At 59.7% G+C, this 18,045-nt stretch carries 13 protein-coding genes and 1 pseudogene; 7 read left to right on the top strand and 7 right to left on the bottom strand.

The features are described from left to right. Nucleotides 1-77: 77 nt before the first annotated feature. The 4 genes from proX (at nt 78) to AC07VR_RS15890 (ending at nt 4,773) form a co-directional block, all read left to right on the top strand. A complete protein-coding gene (proX, locus tag AC07VR_RS15905) occupies nt 78-1,112 on the top strand; it encodes a glycine betaine/L-proline ABC transporter substrate-binding protein ProX (RefSeq protein WP_495011770.1) in 1,035 nt (344 codons plus the stop codon). Nucleotides 1,113-1,276: 164 nt separating this feature from the next. After that, nucleotides 1,277-2,749: an NAD-dependent succinate-semialdehyde dehydrogenase gene (locus tag AC07VR_RS15900; protein WP_495011769.1), complete on the top strand. Its 1,473-nt coding sequence runs from the start codon at nt 1,277-1,279 to the stop codon at nt 2,747-2,749. Between the two features lie 11 nt (nt 2,750-2,760). After that, the gene (locus tag AC07VR_RS15895; protein ID WP_495011768.1) at nt 2,761-4,146 is read left to right on the top strand and encodes an aspartate aminotransferase family protein; all 1,386 of its coding nucleotides are present in this window, start codon (nt 2,761-2,763) and stop codon (nt 4,144-4,146) included. A gap of 135 nt (nt 4,147-4,281) precedes the next feature. Continuing rightward, a complete protein-coding gene (locus tag AC07VR_RS15890; protein ID WP_495011767.1) occupies nt 4,282-4,773 on the top strand; it encodes an Lrp/AsnC family transcriptional regulator in 492 nt (163 codons plus the stop codon). A gap of 169 nt (nt 4,774-4,942) precedes the next feature. Here AC07VR_RS15890 and AC07VR_RS15885 read toward each other — a convergent pair. Beyond that, a pseudogene (locus AC07VR_RS15885) lies at nt 4,943-5,086 on the bottom strand (hypothetical protein); the annotation flags it as partial. Between the two features lie 534 nt (nt 5,087-5,620). Between AC07VR_RS15885 and yecR the strand changes: the two are divergent. Both yecR and AC07VR_RS15875 read left to right on the top strand, forming a co-directional pair. Further along, entirely contained in the window at nt 5,621-5,977 is a 357-nt protein-coding gene (yecR, locus tag AC07VR_RS15880) for a YecR family lipoprotein (protein ID WP_495011766.1), read from the top strand. Between the two features lie 217 nt (nt 5,978-6,194). Further along, nucleotides 6,195-6,683, top strand: coding sequence for a hypothetical protein (locus AC07VR_RS15875; RefSeq protein ID WP_494994770.1), 489 nt, complete (start codon nt 6,195-6,197; stop codon nt 6,681-6,683). A 221-nt stretch (nt 6,684-6,904) separates the two neighbouring features. Here the strand turns inward: AC07VR_RS15875 and AC07VR_RS15870 are convergent, their stop codons facing one another. The 6 genes from AC07VR_RS15870 to AC07VR_RS15845 form a co-directional block, all read right to left on the bottom strand. Continuing rightward, complete coding sequence (locus tag AC07VR_RS15870) at nt 6,905-8,683, bottom strand: acyl-CoA dehydrogenase C-terminal domain-containing protein (RefSeq protein WP_495011765.1); 1,779 nt, start codon at nt 8,681-8,683, stop codon at nt 6,905-6,907. A gap of 7 nt (nt 8,684-8,690) precedes the next feature. Continuing rightward, complete coding sequence (locus tag AC07VR_RS15865; protein WP_495011764.1) at nt 8,691-11,225, bottom strand: efflux RND transporter permease subunit; 2,535 nt, start codon at nt 11,223-11,225, stop codon at nt 8,691-8,693. Nucleotides 11,226-11,256: 31 nt separating this feature from the next. Beyond that, nucleotides 11,257-12,330, bottom strand: coding sequence for a WD40/YVTN/BNR-like repeat-containing protein (locus AC07VR_RS15860; RefSeq protein ID WP_495011763.1), 1,074 nt, complete (start codon nt 12,328-12,330; stop codon nt 11,257-11,259). Nucleotides 12,331-12,486: 156 nt separating this feature from the next. After that, nucleotides 12,487-13,845, bottom strand: a complete 1,359-nt coding sequence (locus AC07VR_RS15855; RefSeq protein ID WP_495011762.1) for a DUF1329 domain-containing protein — start codon at nt 13,843-13,845, stop codon at nt 12,487-12,489. A gap of 39 nt (nt 13,846-13,884) precedes the next feature. Then, entirely contained in the window at nt 13,885-15,738 is a 1,854-nt protein-coding gene (locus AC07VR_RS15850) for a DUF1302 domain-containing protein (protein ID WP_495011761.1), read from the bottom strand. A 143-nt stretch (nt 15,739-15,881) separates the two neighbouring features. Then, nucleotides 15,882-16,448, bottom strand: coding sequence for an RBBP9/YdeN family alpha/beta hydrolase (locus AC07VR_RS15845; protein WP_495011760.1), 567 nt, complete (start codon nt 16,446-16,448; stop codon nt 15,882-15,884). A gap of 356 nt (nt 16,449-16,804) precedes the next feature. Here AC07VR_RS15845 and AC07VR_RS15840 point away from each other — a divergent pair, with 356 nt between their 5' ends. Further along, complete coding sequence (locus tag AC07VR_RS15840; RefSeq protein WP_495011759.1) at nt 16,805-17,860, top strand: AraC family transcriptional regulator; 1,056 nt, start codon at nt 16,805-16,807, stop codon at nt 17,858-17,860. Nucleotides 17,861-18,045 lie beyond the last annotated feature (185 nt).

The following is an 18,045-nucleotide window of genomic DNA, read 5'->3' as shown; positions in this document are numbered from 1 at the left end:
AAAAAGAAAAAGAAATCATGAATGCCAGTTATTGACTGCCAACCCTTAACCATAACGAGAAAAAGAAAGAGGAAATCATGATGCGTCCATTCAAAGCCTTGCTTGGATTTGCAGCAACGTTGTCCCTGGTGGGCCTGGCCTGCACGCAGGTGTTGGCCGAGGACCTGCCGGGCAACGGCAAGACCATCCGCTTTGTGCAGTCGGAAAGCACCGGCGGCAACTACGTCATCACCAAAATCGCCATCGAAGCCAGCAAGCGCCTCGGTTACGCGACCAGGTTGAGCACCGTCAACACCACGCTGTTTTTCCCGGCGGCGGCCCAGGGCGACCTGGACCTCTCGATGGACGTGACCCTGCCCCAGCTGCAACCCAGCTTTGACAAGGTCAAGGACCGTATCGAGGTGGTGGGCAGCGGCTCCATCACCGGCGCCGGCTACAACGGTTACATGATCGACAAGAAAACCGCCGACGCCTACCACATCACCAGTCTGGAACAGTTGAAAGACGCGAAGATCGCCGGGCTGTTCGGCAAGAACGGCAAGGCTGACCTGATCAGCTGCGATCCGGGTTGGGGCTGCGGCGATGTGGTCGACTATCAGCTCGACAAGTTCGGCCTCAAGGCCACCGTCAACCCGGTGCGCGGCAAATATGAAGCGCTGATGTTCGAAAACGTCGCCCGTCTCAAGCGCGGCGAGCCGGTATTTTTCTATGCCTGGGCGCCGTCGTGGATGACCAACACCATGGTGCCGGGCAAGGACGTGGTATGGCTGCCGACACCGTTCGATGCCTTGCCTGGCAATGTACCGAGCACAGTTTCGGCGTTGACCCCAGGGGTGGCCGGTTGCGCCGGCGGCGCCGACCCTTGCCGCATGGCCATGGCCGCATGGAACTGGTACGCGATCGGCAACAAGCAATTTATCGCTGCCAACCCGGCCGTCAAGGCCTTGGTGGATCAGATGACATTCTCCCAGGCAACCTGGAGCTACTGGGAAAAAACCATCAGCCAGGATGGCTCCAGCGAACGCAATATTCGCAAGTTGGCTGATGACTGGATGAGTGAGAACAAAGCGACGATGGATGGGTGGGTTGCCATGGCCAAAGCCGCTAAATAGACCCGGATACCTTGTGGTGAGGGGGCTTGCCCGCTCACCACAAAAACCTCTGTTTGACGGCCTGCAATCAGAAAAAAACCGCTGCCGTCCCCCCGTCAAACCTCCAATCCCCACTACCGCCCTGCCCTAGCATGTTCCCACTCAGACGATTTGGAGTGAACGCCATGACCTACAAACATCCGCTGCTGTTCAAAGCCCTGTGCTACGTCGATGGGCATTGGGTCCACAGTGACAGCGGTCGCAGCATCGCCGTGCATGATCCGGCAAACCAGAAGTTGATTGGCCATGTGCCCCTGCTCGACCCGCCACAGATTGTCGCGGCCGTTGACGCAGCGCACCGGGCGTTTGCAGGCTGGCGCGAATTGAGCCTGGATGCTCGCGCCACAATTCTGCGGCGTTGGGCGGCGTTAATCCTTGAGCACCAGGAAGACCTGGCGCGCATTCTCAGCCAGGAGCAAGGCAAACCCCTGGCCGAATCCCGCGGCGAAATCGCCTACGCCGCAAGCTTCATTCCCTGGTTCGCCGAAGAAGCCCGACGCCTCTATGGGCATAACATTCCCAGCCATATCCCCGGCGCGCACCTGGGCACCGTCAAGGAACCGGTGGGCGTGTGTGCACTGCTGACCCCCTGGAATTTCCCGTCGGCAATGATCACCCGCAAAGCGGCCGCCGCACTCGCCGCCGGTTGCACGGTGGTGATCAAGCCGGCCCATGAAACGCCGTATTCGGCCTTTGCCCTGGCGCAGTTGGCGGAAGAAGCGGGCTTCCCGGCGGGCGTGTTCAACGTGGTGCTGGGCGAGCCGCAAATGGCCATGAAAACCCTGGTTCAGGACAGTCGCGTGCGCTCGGTCAGCTTCACCGGCTCGACCCGGGTTGGCAAGTTGGTCCTGCAAGCAGCGGCCCAGGATGTGAAGAAGGTGTCGCTGGAACTGGGCGGCAATGCGCCGTTCATTGTCTGCGCCGATGCCGATCTGGAACTGGCGGTAAAAGTCGCGGTAGAGGCCAAGTTCCAGAGCTGCGGCCAGGATTGCTGCGCGGCCAACCGGATCATGGTTGAACGCTCGATTTACCCGGCTTTCCTCAGCCGTTTTGCTGCCGCCGTGCATGAACTGCGGGTCGGCCCGGCGCTGATGGGCGAGCAAGAGCAATACATCGACATCGGCCCGCTGATGCACCAGGCCGCCTTCGATGTGACCGCCGAGCGGGTGGCCGACGCGCTGCAACAGGGCGCGCAACGTCTGGTGGGCGGCGAGGCTCACGCCCTCGGTGGATTGTTCTACCAGCCGACGGTACTGGCCGACGTCACGCCGCAGATGCGTATCTACCGCGAAGAAAACTTTGCGCCAATCGCCGGGGTGATGCCGTTCGACACCCTTGAGCAGGCCATCGAAATGGCCAACGACACCGAATACGGTCTGGCCGCCTACATTTGTTCCAACCGCCTGGACCTGATCTACCCGCTGATCCGCCGACTCGACCACGCCATGGTCGCGGTCAACGGCGTCAAATTCACCGGCCACCCCATCCCGTTCGGTGGCATGAAAGCCTCGGGGCTGGGCCGTGAAGGCGGCACCGAGGGCTTCGAAGCCTTTGTCGAAAGCAAATATTTTTGTCTGCACCATCAAGGCCAGTTCTAAGGAGATCCGCTATGAATCAAGAACTCGACACGTTGTTCGAACAAGACCGTGCGCATTTCATGCACCCCTCGACCCATGCCCATGACCACGCCAGCGGCGCGCTCAAGGGACGTATCATCAAGAGTGCATCAGGTATCCGCATTCGCGACCATGAAGGTCGCGAATTCATCGACGCCTTTGCCGGGCTGTATTGCGTGAACATCGGCTACGGCCGCACCGAAGTCGCCGACGCCATCTACAAGCAGGCCAAGGAACTGGCCTACTACCACACCTACGTCGGCCATTCGAGCGAGGCGATCATCGAGCTGTCGAGCCGCATCATGGACTGGGCGCCTGAAGGGATGAAAAAGGTCTATTACGGCCTGTCCGGTTCCGACGCCAACGAAACCCAGATCAAACTGGTGCGCTACTACAACAACGTGCTGGGGCGGCCGCAGAAGAAGAAAATCATCTCCCGTGACCGCGGTTATCACGGCTCGGGCATCATGACCGGCAGCCTCACCGGGCTGGCGGCGTTCCATCAGCATTTCGACCTGCCTTCACCGTGCGTCAAACACACCGTTTGCCCCCATTGGTACCGCAAGGCCCCGGCCGGTATGGACGAGGCTGCATTCGTCCGCTATTGCGCCGACGAGCTGGAGAAAATGATCCTCGCCGAGGGCCCCGATACCGTCGCCGCGTTCATTGGCGAACCGGTCATGGGTACCGGCGGCATCGTGGTCCCTCCCGCCGGTTACTGGGCGGCGATTCAAGCGGTGCTGAACAAATACGACGTGTTGTTGATCGCCGACGAAGTGGTCTGCGCCTTCGGCCGCCTGGGCTCGAAGATGGGCAGCCAGCGCTATGGCATGCATCCGGACCTGATCACCACCGCCAAGGGCCTGACCAGCGCTTATGCACCGCTGTCGGCGGTGATCATCGGCGAGAAGGTCTGGAGCGTGATTGAAAAGGCTTCAACCAATGAAGGCGCCATGGGCCATGGCTGGACCTACTCCGGGCACCCGATCTGCGCCGCGGCCGCCCTGGCCAACCTCGACATCCTGGAACGGGAGAACCTCACGGCCAATGCCGAGCAGGTCGGCGGCTACCTGAACCGCCGCTTGCGCGAAACCCTGGAAGGCCACCCGCTGGTGGGCGAAGTGCGCGGCGACGGCATGCTCGCCGCCGTCGAGTTCATGGCCGACCGTGAGCAACGCACGCCGTTTGACGCCGCCTTGAAAGTCGGCCCGAAAGTCTCGGCCGCCTGCCTCGAACGCGGCATGATCGCCCGGGCCATGCCCCATGGTGACATCCTGGGCTTCGCGCCACCGCTGATCCTGACCGAGGAAGAAGCGGACCTGATCGTCGACATCACCAAAAGCGCGATTGACCAGGTCGCCAATGAGGTGCTGGGCTGATGCTTCTGTAGGAGCGAGCTTGCTCGCGATGGTCGTGAATCTGATGCGTTTCGTCAGAATGCACGCGTAATCGTTAACGTCCATCGCGAGCAAGCTCGCTCCTACATGACCCATCGCCTGCGGAGTTCGTTCACGATGCACAAGCTTGATCGTTATGACCTGAAAATCCTGCGCATCCTCTCCGAGGACGGACGCGTCACCAAGTCGAACCTGGCCGAGGCGATCAACCTGTCGGTGACGCCGGCCTGGGAACGTGTGCGCAAGTTGGAAAGCGCGGGCCTGGTGAAGGGTTACCGCGCCTTGATCGACTGGAGCCAGGTGTTCAAGAGCCAACAGTTACTGGTGGAAATCACCCTGGCACGTCACACGGCACAGGACATGCGCCGCTTCGAACAGCGCATGACCGACGCTGCCGAAGTGGAGTTCTGTTATGCCACCGGCGGCGGCGTGGATTACATCGCAATGATCCGGGCGCCGGACATTGATCAGTACCAGCGCTTTATCGATCAGTTGTTACTGGAAGACCTGGGCATCGAGCGCTACTTCACCTACATCGTGACCAAGACCATCAAGACCGGCGGGGCGTTGCCAGCTCAGGCGTTGAACCTTTTACCTTCCAGTGACTAATGCCAGGCGACAGGCCAACCCCAGGAAAACCACACCCAGCAATTGATCAAGGCGCCTGGCTACCCGCAAATTGCCCGTGATCCGGCTTCTGAGCCTGGTCGCCAACACCTTAATCCGGGTCACGATGAGTTGGTCACCAGCCCCTGCCTGAAAATATCCGCCGCGCCCTTCAGCTCAATTCGCGTTCCCGGATGAGCTTCTTATTAATCTTTCCGACGCTGGTTTTAGGGATCTCGGCGACGAACTTGAACTGCTTGGGGATCGCCCATTTGTTGATGCGGCCACGCTCGACAAACGCTTGCAGGTGCGCCTCGAAGAAGCCGCCCTAGAGATGTTCAGGTTGGCAAAACAACGCGGGGATACAGAGCTTCTGGAGGCAATGGAGACGATCAAAAGGTTGCATGAGCAGGCTGATCGGCTGACTGCGTACGCGGATGAGGTGAAGGTGGGAAGGATTGTGCGGGGCAGGCCGGAATAGATGACGCGGGGGGAATTTGTAGGGAAGTCCTGAAGCAAGACCTCCCCTGCACGAATGCCAGAAACGGCACAAAGGCAGAATGAATAAATAGCCTCTGATTGTCGTTGAAGACTACAGAATGCTCGGCATCCGCCTACAGTACAGGAATGAACCGCGGTGTTTGCGGACTGCACTGAAAATGAATGGAGTCCATATATGACCCTCTCAACATCGAACCCAGTTGCGCGCAAGTTATCGGTAGCTCTCGCTCTCGTATTGTCAACAACCCTCGCTGGTTGTGCCGCTAACAAAGACTTTTACGCCAAAGGGGGAAGCCGAGCTGATGGCGTCGTTGATATGGCGTATGACTTCCAGTAGTTTGAGACCCCTGTGGTTCGAGTCGAGCAAGCCCAGAGTATCGCTAAATCGAAATGCGCGGCGTGGGGTTACACCGATGCAGAGGCATTTGGAGGAAAAACCCAGCACTGCAGCCAGATGAATGGCTACGGCACCTGCATTGCAGGTCAGATAGTTGTCCAATACCAATGCTTGGGCAACCTCAACACCTCCAGCCCTTCCGCTACACCGGCCACCACCGCGCCCGCTGCCGCTACTGCAGCAACTTCTGCTCCGGGCGGGCCGCTCAGCAAGGATCAGTGGAAGCTGCAGCAAATTCAGCAGTTGAACAAATCTGGACCGTCGTATGAGGAGTACCAAAAGCGGTACCGGGCGATCATCGAGCAATAACCCCCCCCTTCGGCGCTACCGCCCGAGCCCTTCTGGCCCGGAATACGCGAGAGCTGCACTCAGGCGTCGAGGGATTTGCAGGAGGTCGTTTGGAAATTCAATCCTCCAGGGAAGTTCGAGCAAATGAAAATCTGAGGCCCGGCCCAGTGCCGGGCCTTTTGCTATGAGGTACCCGCCCATCTGAAGCCGATAAGAGGAGATATTTATGGTTCGGGGAATGCTGATTCTTTCTTTAATGCTGTGGCTGCCAGGATGCAGTGACTCCGGACCATGGGATGGGCCTGCCGGCACAAAGATGGGTCTGAAGAAAGGTCAGATTGAAAAATATGCCGTGCTTGAGGCTTCCGGTTCGAACGATACAGGGGCCACTATATATTCATCAAAGCAATCTCCATCCATGAAGGCGCAAGCGGACTCGTACAGATACGTTTTTAGCGGAAAAGGTGATTTATGCCTGGTCCAGCTGCTCTTCGATGATGTGAGTCAAACGGCCTCTCCAGCTATTCTGGAACTTAAATCCAAATACGGAGTGCCCGTGAAGGATGACAAGGTCCCCCGGGGCGTTGTCTGGTCAGCGGATAAGTACAAGCTAGGCGACGACCTGATAGAGATTTCCAGCGAATTTTTAGGCTCTGAGCCAAATGTCTCGGCAATTGTGAGCTTCTCCTATAGAAATATAGATGAGTGCAGAAAGAAGAAAGGGTAACGACACAGAGTATCCAGGCCCTCCTGGCGCGGGCTTTTCGTATCTGCCCTGTCATGCCTTCGTCACACCTGCCGAGCACAATGCGGTCAGCCAAAAGGATTTGGCCCCATCTATAGAGAGCCCGCCGAACGCGGGCTTTTTCGTTTCTGCCTCGCGCCCTCCCCCCTTCCGATCTACACCTGCTTGAGCCCCATCATGGTCAGGGTTCCTTGTCCTTTCGATCAGAACTGCGCTGCTTCCAGCTCGTAGAGGCATTCGCTGCCGGCCTTGACCGAAGCACTCAACGAGTGGATACGCGGCAGCAGGCGGGCGAAGTAGAAGCGCGCGGTGCCCAGCTTGCTGGCGTAGAAGTCATCCTCGGCCTGTTTGCCCATGGCCGCCTTGGCCATCAGTGCCCACATGTAGGCATAGGCGGTGTAGCCGAATACCTGCAGGTACTCGACCGAGGCGGCGCCAATTTCGTTGGGATTGTTCGTGGCCCGATCCAGCAACCATGCGGTCAGTTCGTCGAGGGTGTCCACGGCGGCGTTCAATGGCTTGCAGAACTCGCCGAGGTCAGCGCGGGCGTTGGCGGTGAAATTGCGAATTTCGGCAGCGAATAAACGCTGGAGCGCCCCGCCGCTTCCGACTATTTTGCGCCCGGCCAGGTCCAGTGACTGGATACCGTTGGTGCCTTCGTAGATCTGGGTGATGCGCACATCGCGAACCAATTGCTCCTGGCCCCATTCGCGGATGTAACCGTGGCCGCCGAAGATCTGCTGGCCGTGCACCGTGGTTTCCAGCCCCATGTCGGTGAGGAACGCCTTGGCCACTGGGGTCAGCAGCGACACCAGCTCCTGGGCGCGGGCGCGGGTTGCCGCGTCATCGCTGTACCTGGCGGTATCCAGTTGCAGGGCCACATAGCTGGAGAACGCCCGCCCGCCTTCGTTCAAGGCCTTCATGGTCAACAGCATCCGCCGTACATCCGGGTGCACGATAATCGGATCGGCAGCCTTGTCCTTGTTCTGCTCGCCCGTCGGCGAACGGCTTTGCAGACGGTCACGGGCGTATTCGACCGCGTTCTGATACGAACGCTCACCCAACGCCAACCCCTGGATACCCACGCCCAGACGTTCGTAATTCATCATGGTAAACATCGCGGCCAGGCCCTTATTCGGCGCATCGACGATCCAGCCGGTCGCCCCGTCAAAGTTCATCACGCAGGTAGCGGATGCCTTGATGCCCATCTTGTGCTCGATTGAACCGCAGGACAGCGCGTTGCGCTCACCCAGTGAGCCATCGGCATTGACCAGCACCTTGGGCACCAGAAACAGTGAAATGCCCTTGGGGCCGGCTGGCGCATCCGGCAGTCTGGCCAGCACCAGGTGAATGATGTTTTCGGTCAGGTCGTGCTCACCACCGGTAATGAAAATCTTGCTGCCGCTGATCGTGTAGCTGCCGTCGGCCGAAGGCTCGGCCCTGGTGCGAATCAGGCCCAGATCGGTACCCGCATGAGCCTCGGTCAGGCACATCGAACCGGTCCAGACACCGGCGTACATGTTCGGCAGATAACGTTCCTTGAGCGCCTGGCTGGCATGGGCATTGATCGACAGGCATGCCCCGGCGGTCAGCATCGGGTACAGGCCGAACGACAGGCTGGCGGAGTTGACCATTTCCTCAACCTGGGCCGAAATGGCCTTGGGCATCCCCATGCCACCGAACTGCGGGTCGCCGCCGACACCCACCCAACCGCCTTCGGCGAACGCTTGGTAAGCCGTGACAAAACCTTCCGGGGCTTTGACTGTGCCGTTGCTCCAGGTGCAACCTTGTTCGTCGCTGCTGCGGTTCAGCGGCGCGACCACTTCGGCACTGATCTTGCCGGCCTCTTCAAGGATCGCGGCGGCCGTCTCTTCATCGATCACCTCGGCCAGGCTAGGTAGTTGGGCCCATAGCCTGGACACCTCAAAGACCTCATTGAGTACGAAGCGCATGTCGCGCAAGGGGGCTTTGTAATCAGACATAGTTGGCTTACTCAGGAGTTGTCAGGGCATGAGGCATGCCCGGACTTTGGGATATGCAGGTTTCACCGGCTTGCGCCACGAGGGCATCCGGAACAGGGCGACGCTCCAGCGACGCCCCCCGCAGCAGGAAATACGACAGGGCAGGAATCAGAATCAGGGCGCCGAGCATGTTCCACAGGAACATGAAGGTCAGCAGGATGCCCATGTCCGCCTGGAATTTGATCGGCGACCAGACCCAGCACACCACGCCGGCCGCCAGGGTAATGCCCACCAGGCCCACTACCCGGCCGGTAAACGACACGGCGTTGCGGTAGGCCTGAGCCAGCGGCAGACCCTGGCGCTGGTAATGCAACTGCACGCTGAGCAGGTACAACGCGTAGTCCACACCGATCCCTACGCCCAGCGCGATCACCGGCAGGGTCGCCACTTTCACGCCAATGCCCATGACCACCATCAATGCCTCGCAGAGGATCGAGGTCAGCACCAACGGCAACAGCGCAACCAACGTGGCGCGCCAGCTGCGGAAGGTCATCAGGCAGAACAGCGTCACCGCTGCATAGACGTAGAGCAGCATGGTGCGATTGGCCTCGCGCACCACGATGTTGGTAGCCGCTTCGATGCCGGCGGTCCCGGCGGCCAACAGGATCTGGCGATCATCACTGCTGTTTTCCCGGGCAAAGGTGTCGGCGATCCCCACCACGGCATCCAGGGTCTCGGCCTTGTGGTCCTTGAGAAAGGCAATCACCGGCATCAACGAGCAGTCGGTATTGAACAACTCCGGGGAGTTGACCGAGGCTTGCTGCGCGGCATAGTTCAAGACGTCCTGGTTGCGCTGGATACTGTTGAGCTTGGGATTGCCCTCATAAGACCCAGCTGTAATCTGGCGCACGGCATTGACCAGCGAGGTCGTCGCCTGCACCCCCGCAGACTGCTGCAGTTCCCAGGCCAGGCGGTCGGCGAGGGTCAGCGTCTGGTAGTTCAGACAGCCTTCGGGCGGCGTCTTGATCATCACCGCGAACAGGTCGCTGGATAACGCGTAGTGACTGGTGATGTAGGCGTTGTCGCGGTTGTAACGAGAGTCGGCACGCAACTCGGGAGCACCACTCTGCAGATCACCAATCTTCAGTTGCAGGCTGATCACAAAGCCGCAGATACCCATCAGTACCGCGACCAATACCGCACCTGTGGCCCACTTGGCCGTGGTGAAGCGGTCGAGCAAGTCCCACAGTTTGCCAAAGCCCTTGTGCCCGTCCGCACGTGTGTCGATTTTCAGTGAGCGCTCGGCAGCCCTGGAACCGACGCCTGCATAAGACAGTGCTACCGGCATCAGCAACAGCGAGGTGAAGATCAGTACCGCAACACCGATACTGGCGGTGATGGCCAGGTCCTGGATCACCGGTATGTCGATCAGCATCAGCACGGCGAACCCGACTGCGTCGGCCAGCAGCGCGGTGACACCGGCAATGAACAGACGGCGAAAGGTGTAGCGTGCAGCGATCAGCTTGTGGGTGCCACGGGCGATATCCTGCATGATGCCGTTCATCTTTTGCGCCGCATGGGACACACCGATGGCGAAGATCAGGAAAGGCACCAGGACCGAATAGGGATCGATGGCGTAGCCCAACCAGGCGACGATGCCCAGTTGCCAGATCACCGCGATCAGCGAACAGCCCACCACCAGCAGCGTGCTGCGCACACACTGAGTGTAGAAAAAAATGATGACCAGCGAGGTGACCACGGCCAGGCCGAAGAACATCATCACCTGAATCAAACCGTCAATCAGGTCGCCCATCAGTTTGGCGAAACCGATCACCCGCACCTTGTACAGGCCCTTGCCCTCTGCCCCGGCTTTGCGGGCGGCGCTGTCACCGGCGAACTCGATCTTGTCGCGCAGCTGCTCTTCAAGCATCTGCGAGAATTCGTGGTAGTTGATGCGCTGGCCACCGGCCCCGGCCTTGTCCAGCAGCGGTACGATGAGCATGCTCGACTTGAAGTCACTGGCCACCAGGCTGCCCACGATTCCGGCGCGGCTGATGTTTTGGCGCAGCTGCTCGATGTCCGCGGGCAAACCCTGATAGGTACCGGGCATCACCGGGCCGCCCTGGAAGCCCTCCTCGGTGACTTCGGTCCAGCGCACTCCAGGACTCCACAGCGACTTCATCCAGGCGCGGTCGACGCCTTCGGTGAGGAATAGCTGGTCGTTGACCTGCTTGAGTACCTCCAGGTAGCCGGGGTCGAAAATATCGCCCTGGGTGTTCTCCACCACCACCCGCACCGAGTTACCCAGGCCGCGCAACGACTGGCGATTCGCCAGGAAATTCTGGATGTATGGCTGGCTCTGGGGAATCATCTTCTCGAAGCTGGGGCGCAGTTCCAGACGGCTCACCGCCATATAGCCCAGCACCAGGGTGACCAGTGTCATGAGCAGCATGAACAGCGGGCGGTAGTTGAACACCAGCCGCTCCAGCCGGTTGCCGGAACACCGATCGAAGTCACGCAGATCGCGGATCACCGGCATGCTGTCTTGCTTGATATTGCCCATGTCTGGGTACTCGCTCTAAATGTTCGAGGTCTTATTTGACGGACAATGCCTGTGCGCCACGGCTACCCACCACCACCAGCGAACCATCGGCGGCCAGGGTGGCACCGGCCACGGGTGACAGGTCTTGCTGCGGCAGCAACTGCAGCTGTGTACCGCCGGCCTGGCTAATCAGCGTGTGTCCGGCCTGGGTGAATAGCTCGTACTGACCCTGGGCATTCACGATGGCTGCAGTGATGCTGACCTGCAGGCCGCTAGTCAGTTGGCTCCAGTGCTCGCCGCCATCGGTGCTGCGCAACACATTGCCGCGCAGGCCGTAGGCGATCACTTCACCAGGCTTGCCGACGACGCCGAAGTAGCTGCCCTGATAGGGCGTATGCAAGGCCGCGAAACGCTGCCGGGCCTCATCCCACTTGAGCAACAGGCCCTGTTCGCCGGCGATGTACAGCGCATCGCCGGTCGAGGCGATGGCGTTGAGGTGAAAGCCCTGCGGGTTGTCAGTGCGATCCTGAAAAGGTGTCCAGCTCTGGCCACCATCCTCGGTACGCAGGATCAGGTTGAACACACCGACCACATAGCCAAGCTTGTCGTTGGCGAACCACACATCGAGGAACGGCTTGTCGGCGCCCTGCTCGACCAGACGCTGACCTTCAGCGACCAGCAGAGACCATTGCTCGTTGGTCGGCTCGGCACTGGCCAGCGCCGCATAATGCTTGACCAGCAAGGCACCTATCTGGCGCCCGTCGAGCTGCTTGCGCCAGGTGACGCCGGCATCGCTGCTGTGCAATACCACGCCATCGTTGCCGACCGCCCAGCCCTGCTCGGCAGAGGGGAAAAACACCGCATTAAGATCGCTGCTGAGCGGGACGCTGGCCTGCAGCCAGTGCTTGCCTGCGTCATCGGAATAAAGAATATGGCCACGCTGGCCAACGGTGATCAGGCGCTCACCGGCGCGAGCGATGCCGATCAAGGGGCTACGCACGGCCAAAGCACTCGGCTTGGCAGGCAGATCCAGCACATCCACATAACTGGCCGCGTGAGCGACACCCTGCAACAGCGCCAGCATCGAGCACAGCAGCGCCAGCTCAAACTTTTTCAAGAAACCCATACCGCACCTTCCAGGAAAACGACACCGCGAAGCACCTGAGGTGCAACCCGGCGTCGGAGTCGGTAACCCAGGATGAACGGCACTCACGCCGTCGATCTTCCAGTCCCTCTGCCGGGGGACGACAACCGGTCGCCCCGGACTTTTGTCACCTGCCGCTTAGCGGATACCGGACCCCGCCAGGGCCTCCGGCGACCACTGCGCCTTCGACAGTGGGTCGATGTACTTGATGCCGCCGTACGGGCCCGCGATGCCGTTGATGTTGTAGGTGCCGCCCACCAGGTCGTAGATCATGAAAGCCGAGGTATCGGGGGCCTGTTTGTCGTAACTCTGACTGAGGAAGGCGAAGCCGCCACGGTAGAGCTTGCCGCTCGAGTCATACTGGTCAGAGGCCAAAGCGATCCAGCTGTCTTCATCCAGGTAGAAACGGCGCTTGTGGTAGATGTGTCGCGCACCGGCCTTGACAGTGCCCTCCACCACCCAGACACGGTGCTTCTCCCAGCGCACATAGTCGGGAGCGATATGGTTGGGGGTCGTCAGCACCTTTGAGTCCTGAGCGTAGGTCAGCTTGTAGGTGTTGTAGGGCACGATCATTTCCTGCTTGCCCACCAGCTTCCAGTCGAAGCGGTCCAACGCGCCATTGAAGACGAATGTATCGTCGTAAGTATTGGTACCGGCAGTACCAGGGTTAGGCGTGTCATAGGCCAGGTCCGGCGCCAGCTTCACCCGACGCTGGCCAGGCAGGTACTGCCAGGCCTTGCGTGGCTGGGCCAACGGGTTGGCAGAATCCTTGAGCATGATCGCCTCTCCCGCGCGACGCGCGGGACCGGTGTAATACAGCTTCATCTGGTAGAAGATGTCAGTGCTGCTGATCGGCTTCGACATGTTTTCGTAGATCGGATAGTTCATGAACGCCAGAGCAGTGGTGGACAGTGTCGGCACACCCGAAGCATCAACGTTCCAGGAGTCATACTTGGTGCTGAGATTGACCCCCAGGTAACGCAGCAGGTGGTTCCACATGGCCTCACTGCCCGACTGCGGAATCGGGAACGGCACACCGGGCAGTACGTTATCGATGGACAGGCCGCCGTCGAGGGACTTGGCACCGGTGGCGTTTTTCAGGCTGTTGTCCAGCACCGCCTGGGGCAGAGCCACAGTACGGTGGGTCGGATAAACATCGATGCGGTAACTGGGGAAGCGCTTGGCCAGCTCCACCGTGGTGGCCGTCAACAGACCCTTGTACTGGTCGACGTTCTTGCCATCGATAACCAGCACCGGCTTCTCGTCGACAAAGGGGTTCGGACGCATGCTGTCGCCGGGTTTGAAACTGGCTGGCGGGGTGGTCAGCCCGCCTTTGTAGGCTGGAATCGAACCATCGGCATTGCCCGCCATCTCGGCGCCTACACCGGTAAGGCTGGTGCCCAGCCTGGCCGCTTCCTGAACCGATACACCCGCCTGGGCCTGACCGGCAATGACGGCCACCAGGGAGGCTGCCAGCACGCTACTTGGGAATCTCATCTGAATTCTCTCCACTTGTTTTTGTAATCCGAGCGTCAATCAGAAGGTGGTTTTGAACGAGGCCGTGACCATCCCGCGGTCCTTCAGCAGAGGCGCCAGGCCTGCCTGCGAAGTGATCTGACCGGGGATGCACTGGTACAGGCCATTAGCACCGGGGGTGTTGTTGTCAGTACCGCTATTGCAGGTATCGAAGGGACCAAAAGCGTCCACGTACTTCAGGTCGAACTTGTACTTCTGATAGACGTCGGCAGCGATGCCTACGGAGTAGCTACCGGCGCCCTCGTTGCCACCCAGCTGGATGGCAGAGTTGCCCTTGAGGCCGACGTTGTAGGCCACTGGCATGGACAGATCGACACCCGGGAACACCTGGAACCAGGTCGGAGTGAAGTTGGCAGCGATGGTGTATGCATTGGTGTCGACCTTGTCGACGCCCCTGTAGCTGGAATCGCCCTTGAAGGTCTGCTTGCCGGCCTGATTGACGCTGACCAGATGGGTCATGGCACCTTCCACGGCCAAGGAGGAAGCATCCCACAACGGAGTCCTGCCAAAAGTCACCAGGCCATTGAGTACCACGTGGAAAGTCTTGCCACGGGCCAGCCCGGTATCACCTTTGCCCGGCACGGCACCGATCAGGTTGGCGCCGTTGATCTGGCCCTGGCCAGCCTCAGCACTCAATGGCCCGTTGATGGTGCTGAAATTGCTCACCAGCGGCATGTTCTCGCGATAGTTCAGATCGAGACCGACGCTGACCGGACCCACACTCTTCGACAGACTGATGCCATAGATATCGATGTCATCGGCGTAGGCGCTGAAGTATTCAGTGCCCTGGAGACCCGCCAGGCCAGCCTTATTCAGGTTGGGCGCATTGATCAGCACTGCCGGCAAGGTGTCCGAGGTGTTTCGGTAGTAGAAGCCCAGGGTGCCATCCAGCCATTCCGGACTCCACTTGGCCATCAGCCCGAAGTCGCCGGAATTGCGCGGTTTGATATCATGGCCGCGCGGCGCGCCGAAAAAGGCACCATTCCCAACCGTCGGCAGTGGCAACCAGAAGACTTTCCCTCCATCGTTCAGCATGTCATAGGCCCCCATGTAGGTCCCACCCTCGGGCAGACGGGAGTTCTGATACTCCAGGAAGTACTGAGCGCCCAGCGTCAGCTCTGGATTGACCGTGAACGACATGGAAATCTGGTTGCGCGGCAGGAACAGTTCCTTGGTTTCGGTGCCCGGCACGTTATACAGCTTGGCAAGGTCCAGGCCTGCCTGACCGTAGTTGATACCGTTGGCCGCGTTGAACAGGGTCTCGCCCCAGTACACGTTGTGCTTGCCGAGCTTGACGCTGAACATCGACTCCTCGCCGATCTCGGTGCTGTAGAACACAAAGGCATCGAGGATTTCGCCGGAGGGGCCGTTGTAATAACGATCGGTATAACCGCTCAGCCCATGCGTCTGTGCAACGTGGCCGTTCAGCGAATTGCCAGCAGGATTCGCTGAAACCAGGTTACCCGCGTTGCCCGCCTGTCCTGGAAAAGCGTTGGAGTTGGAACCTGCGTTGTCATAGGCATGGTCATACCAACTCGCGCCGCTGACACGAAAGCCCATTGTCCTTTGGTAGACAACATCCAGCTCGGTCAGCAGATCGACCCGCTCAGTCACCGCTCGACCGACACGAAAGTTCTTGTCGCCGTCGTTGAGGTTGGAGGTGTTGGCGATCTTCGAGTTCTGACCTTCCACCCGTTGGCCATAACTGGTCTTGAGGGTGTTATCGAAGCGCACGGCCCAGTCTTCACTGCCAGTGTTGAACTCAAAGGCATGGGCGGCCGGCATGCAGGCCAGCAGCATAGCCGTGGCGAGCAGGCTGCGCTGAAAGTAGCTGTGACTTGTTGGGTTGTGCATTACGTTGTCTCCGTTTTTTTGTTTTTTTTGTTCTAACAACGGCTCACATCCGGGTAAGGCGGCGATGCGAGTGTCTTTCAGGCACCGTTACTCAGGTGCTTACTTCCTTTCCTCCAGGGTGAGGTGAGCCAGGCTCGTCGCGCCTAGCGATCCAATGTGCGGATAAAGGCTTCAGCCTGCGGCCATTCGCCGTAGCCGGCGGCCGGGTTGAGATGGCCTACAGCGCCGAGATTGACCAGTTCACTGCCCCAGTTGCGGGCCATTTGGGTCACGGCCTCCAGGCTGGCAAGGTGATCGTTGGTGCTGCCGGCCACCAGGCTGCGGAACGGCAGCGGGCCTTGGGGTAGAGGATCCCAACCATTGGTACGAAGAGCTTCAGCGGATGGGTAGCCTTGCGGCCAGTTGGCATCGAGATCCGGTGGAGCGGCCAGCAGAGCACCCTTGATCGGACGACTGTGCCGCGCAGCCCAGTGCGCGACCATCAACACGCCGGCACTGTGGGCCACCAGAATCACCGGCCCTTCGATCTGCTCCAGTTCGTGCTGGATCGCCCGGACCCGCGCAACGCAGTCCAGCTTGTCGGCTTCAAGTGGCGGGACACTGCGCACCTTGCTCAATCTGGCCTCAAGCAACGTTTGCCAATGCTCGGCAACGTGCTCGCGCAGGCCCGGTACGATCAGAACGGTTGCGGCAGTTTGCAGTTTGTCCACGTCAACACCTTCGCTTTCTCGATGACTCGACTGGCTCATTCGCCAGAAGCTTTTTGTAGTGCTGACATTAAAGAGCCCTCACTCGACGCGCTTTTCATTTGACGTCAGTCGCTTTTCTTTTGATGACAGATTTCGAGGCGTTGAAGTGACTCTTGCGCGGGTCGAAAAAACCCTCGAGGTTGCTCCAGGTCACGGTATTCAAAGCTTGAGGGTGGATTGACCCTATGAGGCAGTCATGAGCCGATACAGGAATGGGTGAACCACATCGTTCAGGGCATAACTTTTCATTTCATGACTTGCTGGATATAGTCAGTCACGCTCATTTCCACCGGAACTACTCCAGGAAAGACCTCTGCATGACTAAGCTTGTTCGCGCCGCCGTCTTGACCAACTACCTGGAAGTCACCCAGTACCTTGGGTTCAATCCGCACGATTTGCTGGCGAGCGTCGGTCTGAGCAAGTCCCAGCTACAAGCCCCCGAACAACGTATTCCGATCGATGCAGCCGTGCGCCTGCTGGAGGATTCGGCCGCCGCCAGCGGATGCCAGAGTTTCGGCCTGAGCATGGCCGAATCGCGCCAGCTCTCGGACTTCGGTGTCGTCAGCCTGCTGCTCAGCCACCAGCGCACACTGCGTGATGCCTTGCAGGTCGTGGTGCATTACCGTCATCTGATGAACGATTCGCTGGCCATCTTCATTGAAGAGGCCGGCAAGATGGTGATCATTCGCGAGGAGGTGGTCACCGAATCACCGATGCCTTGCCGACAAGCCACTGAGCTGGCAATCGGGGTGATGTTCCGCCTGTGCGCCGCCTTGCTCGGTACACACTGGCACCCCTACAGCGTCAACTTCACGCACCAGCCCCCGGACAACCTGCACCTGCATCGCCGCCTGTTCGGCTGTAACCTGGAATTCGGCAGCGAGTTCAATGGCATTGTCTGCTCCGACGCCAGCCTCGACATGACCAATCCCCATGCCGATCCGGCGATGGCGCGCTACGCCCAGAGTTACCTCGACTCGCTGCTCAGCCACGAAGGACCATCGATGCTGTTCGAGGTGCGCAAAGCCATCTACCTGCTGTTGCCGATGGGGCGCGCCACCATCGAGCAAATCGCCCAGACCCAGGGCATGAACGTTCGGACCCTGCAGCGCCGCCTCAAAGGCGACGGCTGCGCCTTCAACGACCTGATCAACGACGTGCGTCGCGATCTGGTGCTGCGCTACCTGGAAAACCCGAATTACTCGCTAGGGCGCATTGCCGACATGCTCGGCTACTCCATGGCGAGTTCCTTCACTCGCTGGTTCATCACCCAGTTCGGCATGCCGCCGGCAGCCTGGCGCAGCGCGCAAAAACACGCCGCTGCCAGAGCACAGATTGACCCGACCACCCTGCCCGGCCCCACAGCACCCTGAACCGATTGAAATGGACGCATGGCTTGCAAAAAAAACGGCGACTGCTGGTACAGTCGCCGCGAAAAAACCCGTGTTTGTGATACCGGCCCAGAGCATTACTGCGCCGAGGAACCAATGCAGTGCAGCCCTCCGTAGCCGCTGGCGAAGCCTGCGTTCGGCTGCGTAGCAGTCGTAAAAACTGAGTG

It is taken from the genome of Pseudomonas sp. GW821-FHT02H09 (assembly GCF_059421425.1).
The sequence above is the reverse complement of the archived record's forward strand: the minus strand, read 5'-3'. Positions and strand labels throughout refer to the sequence as shown.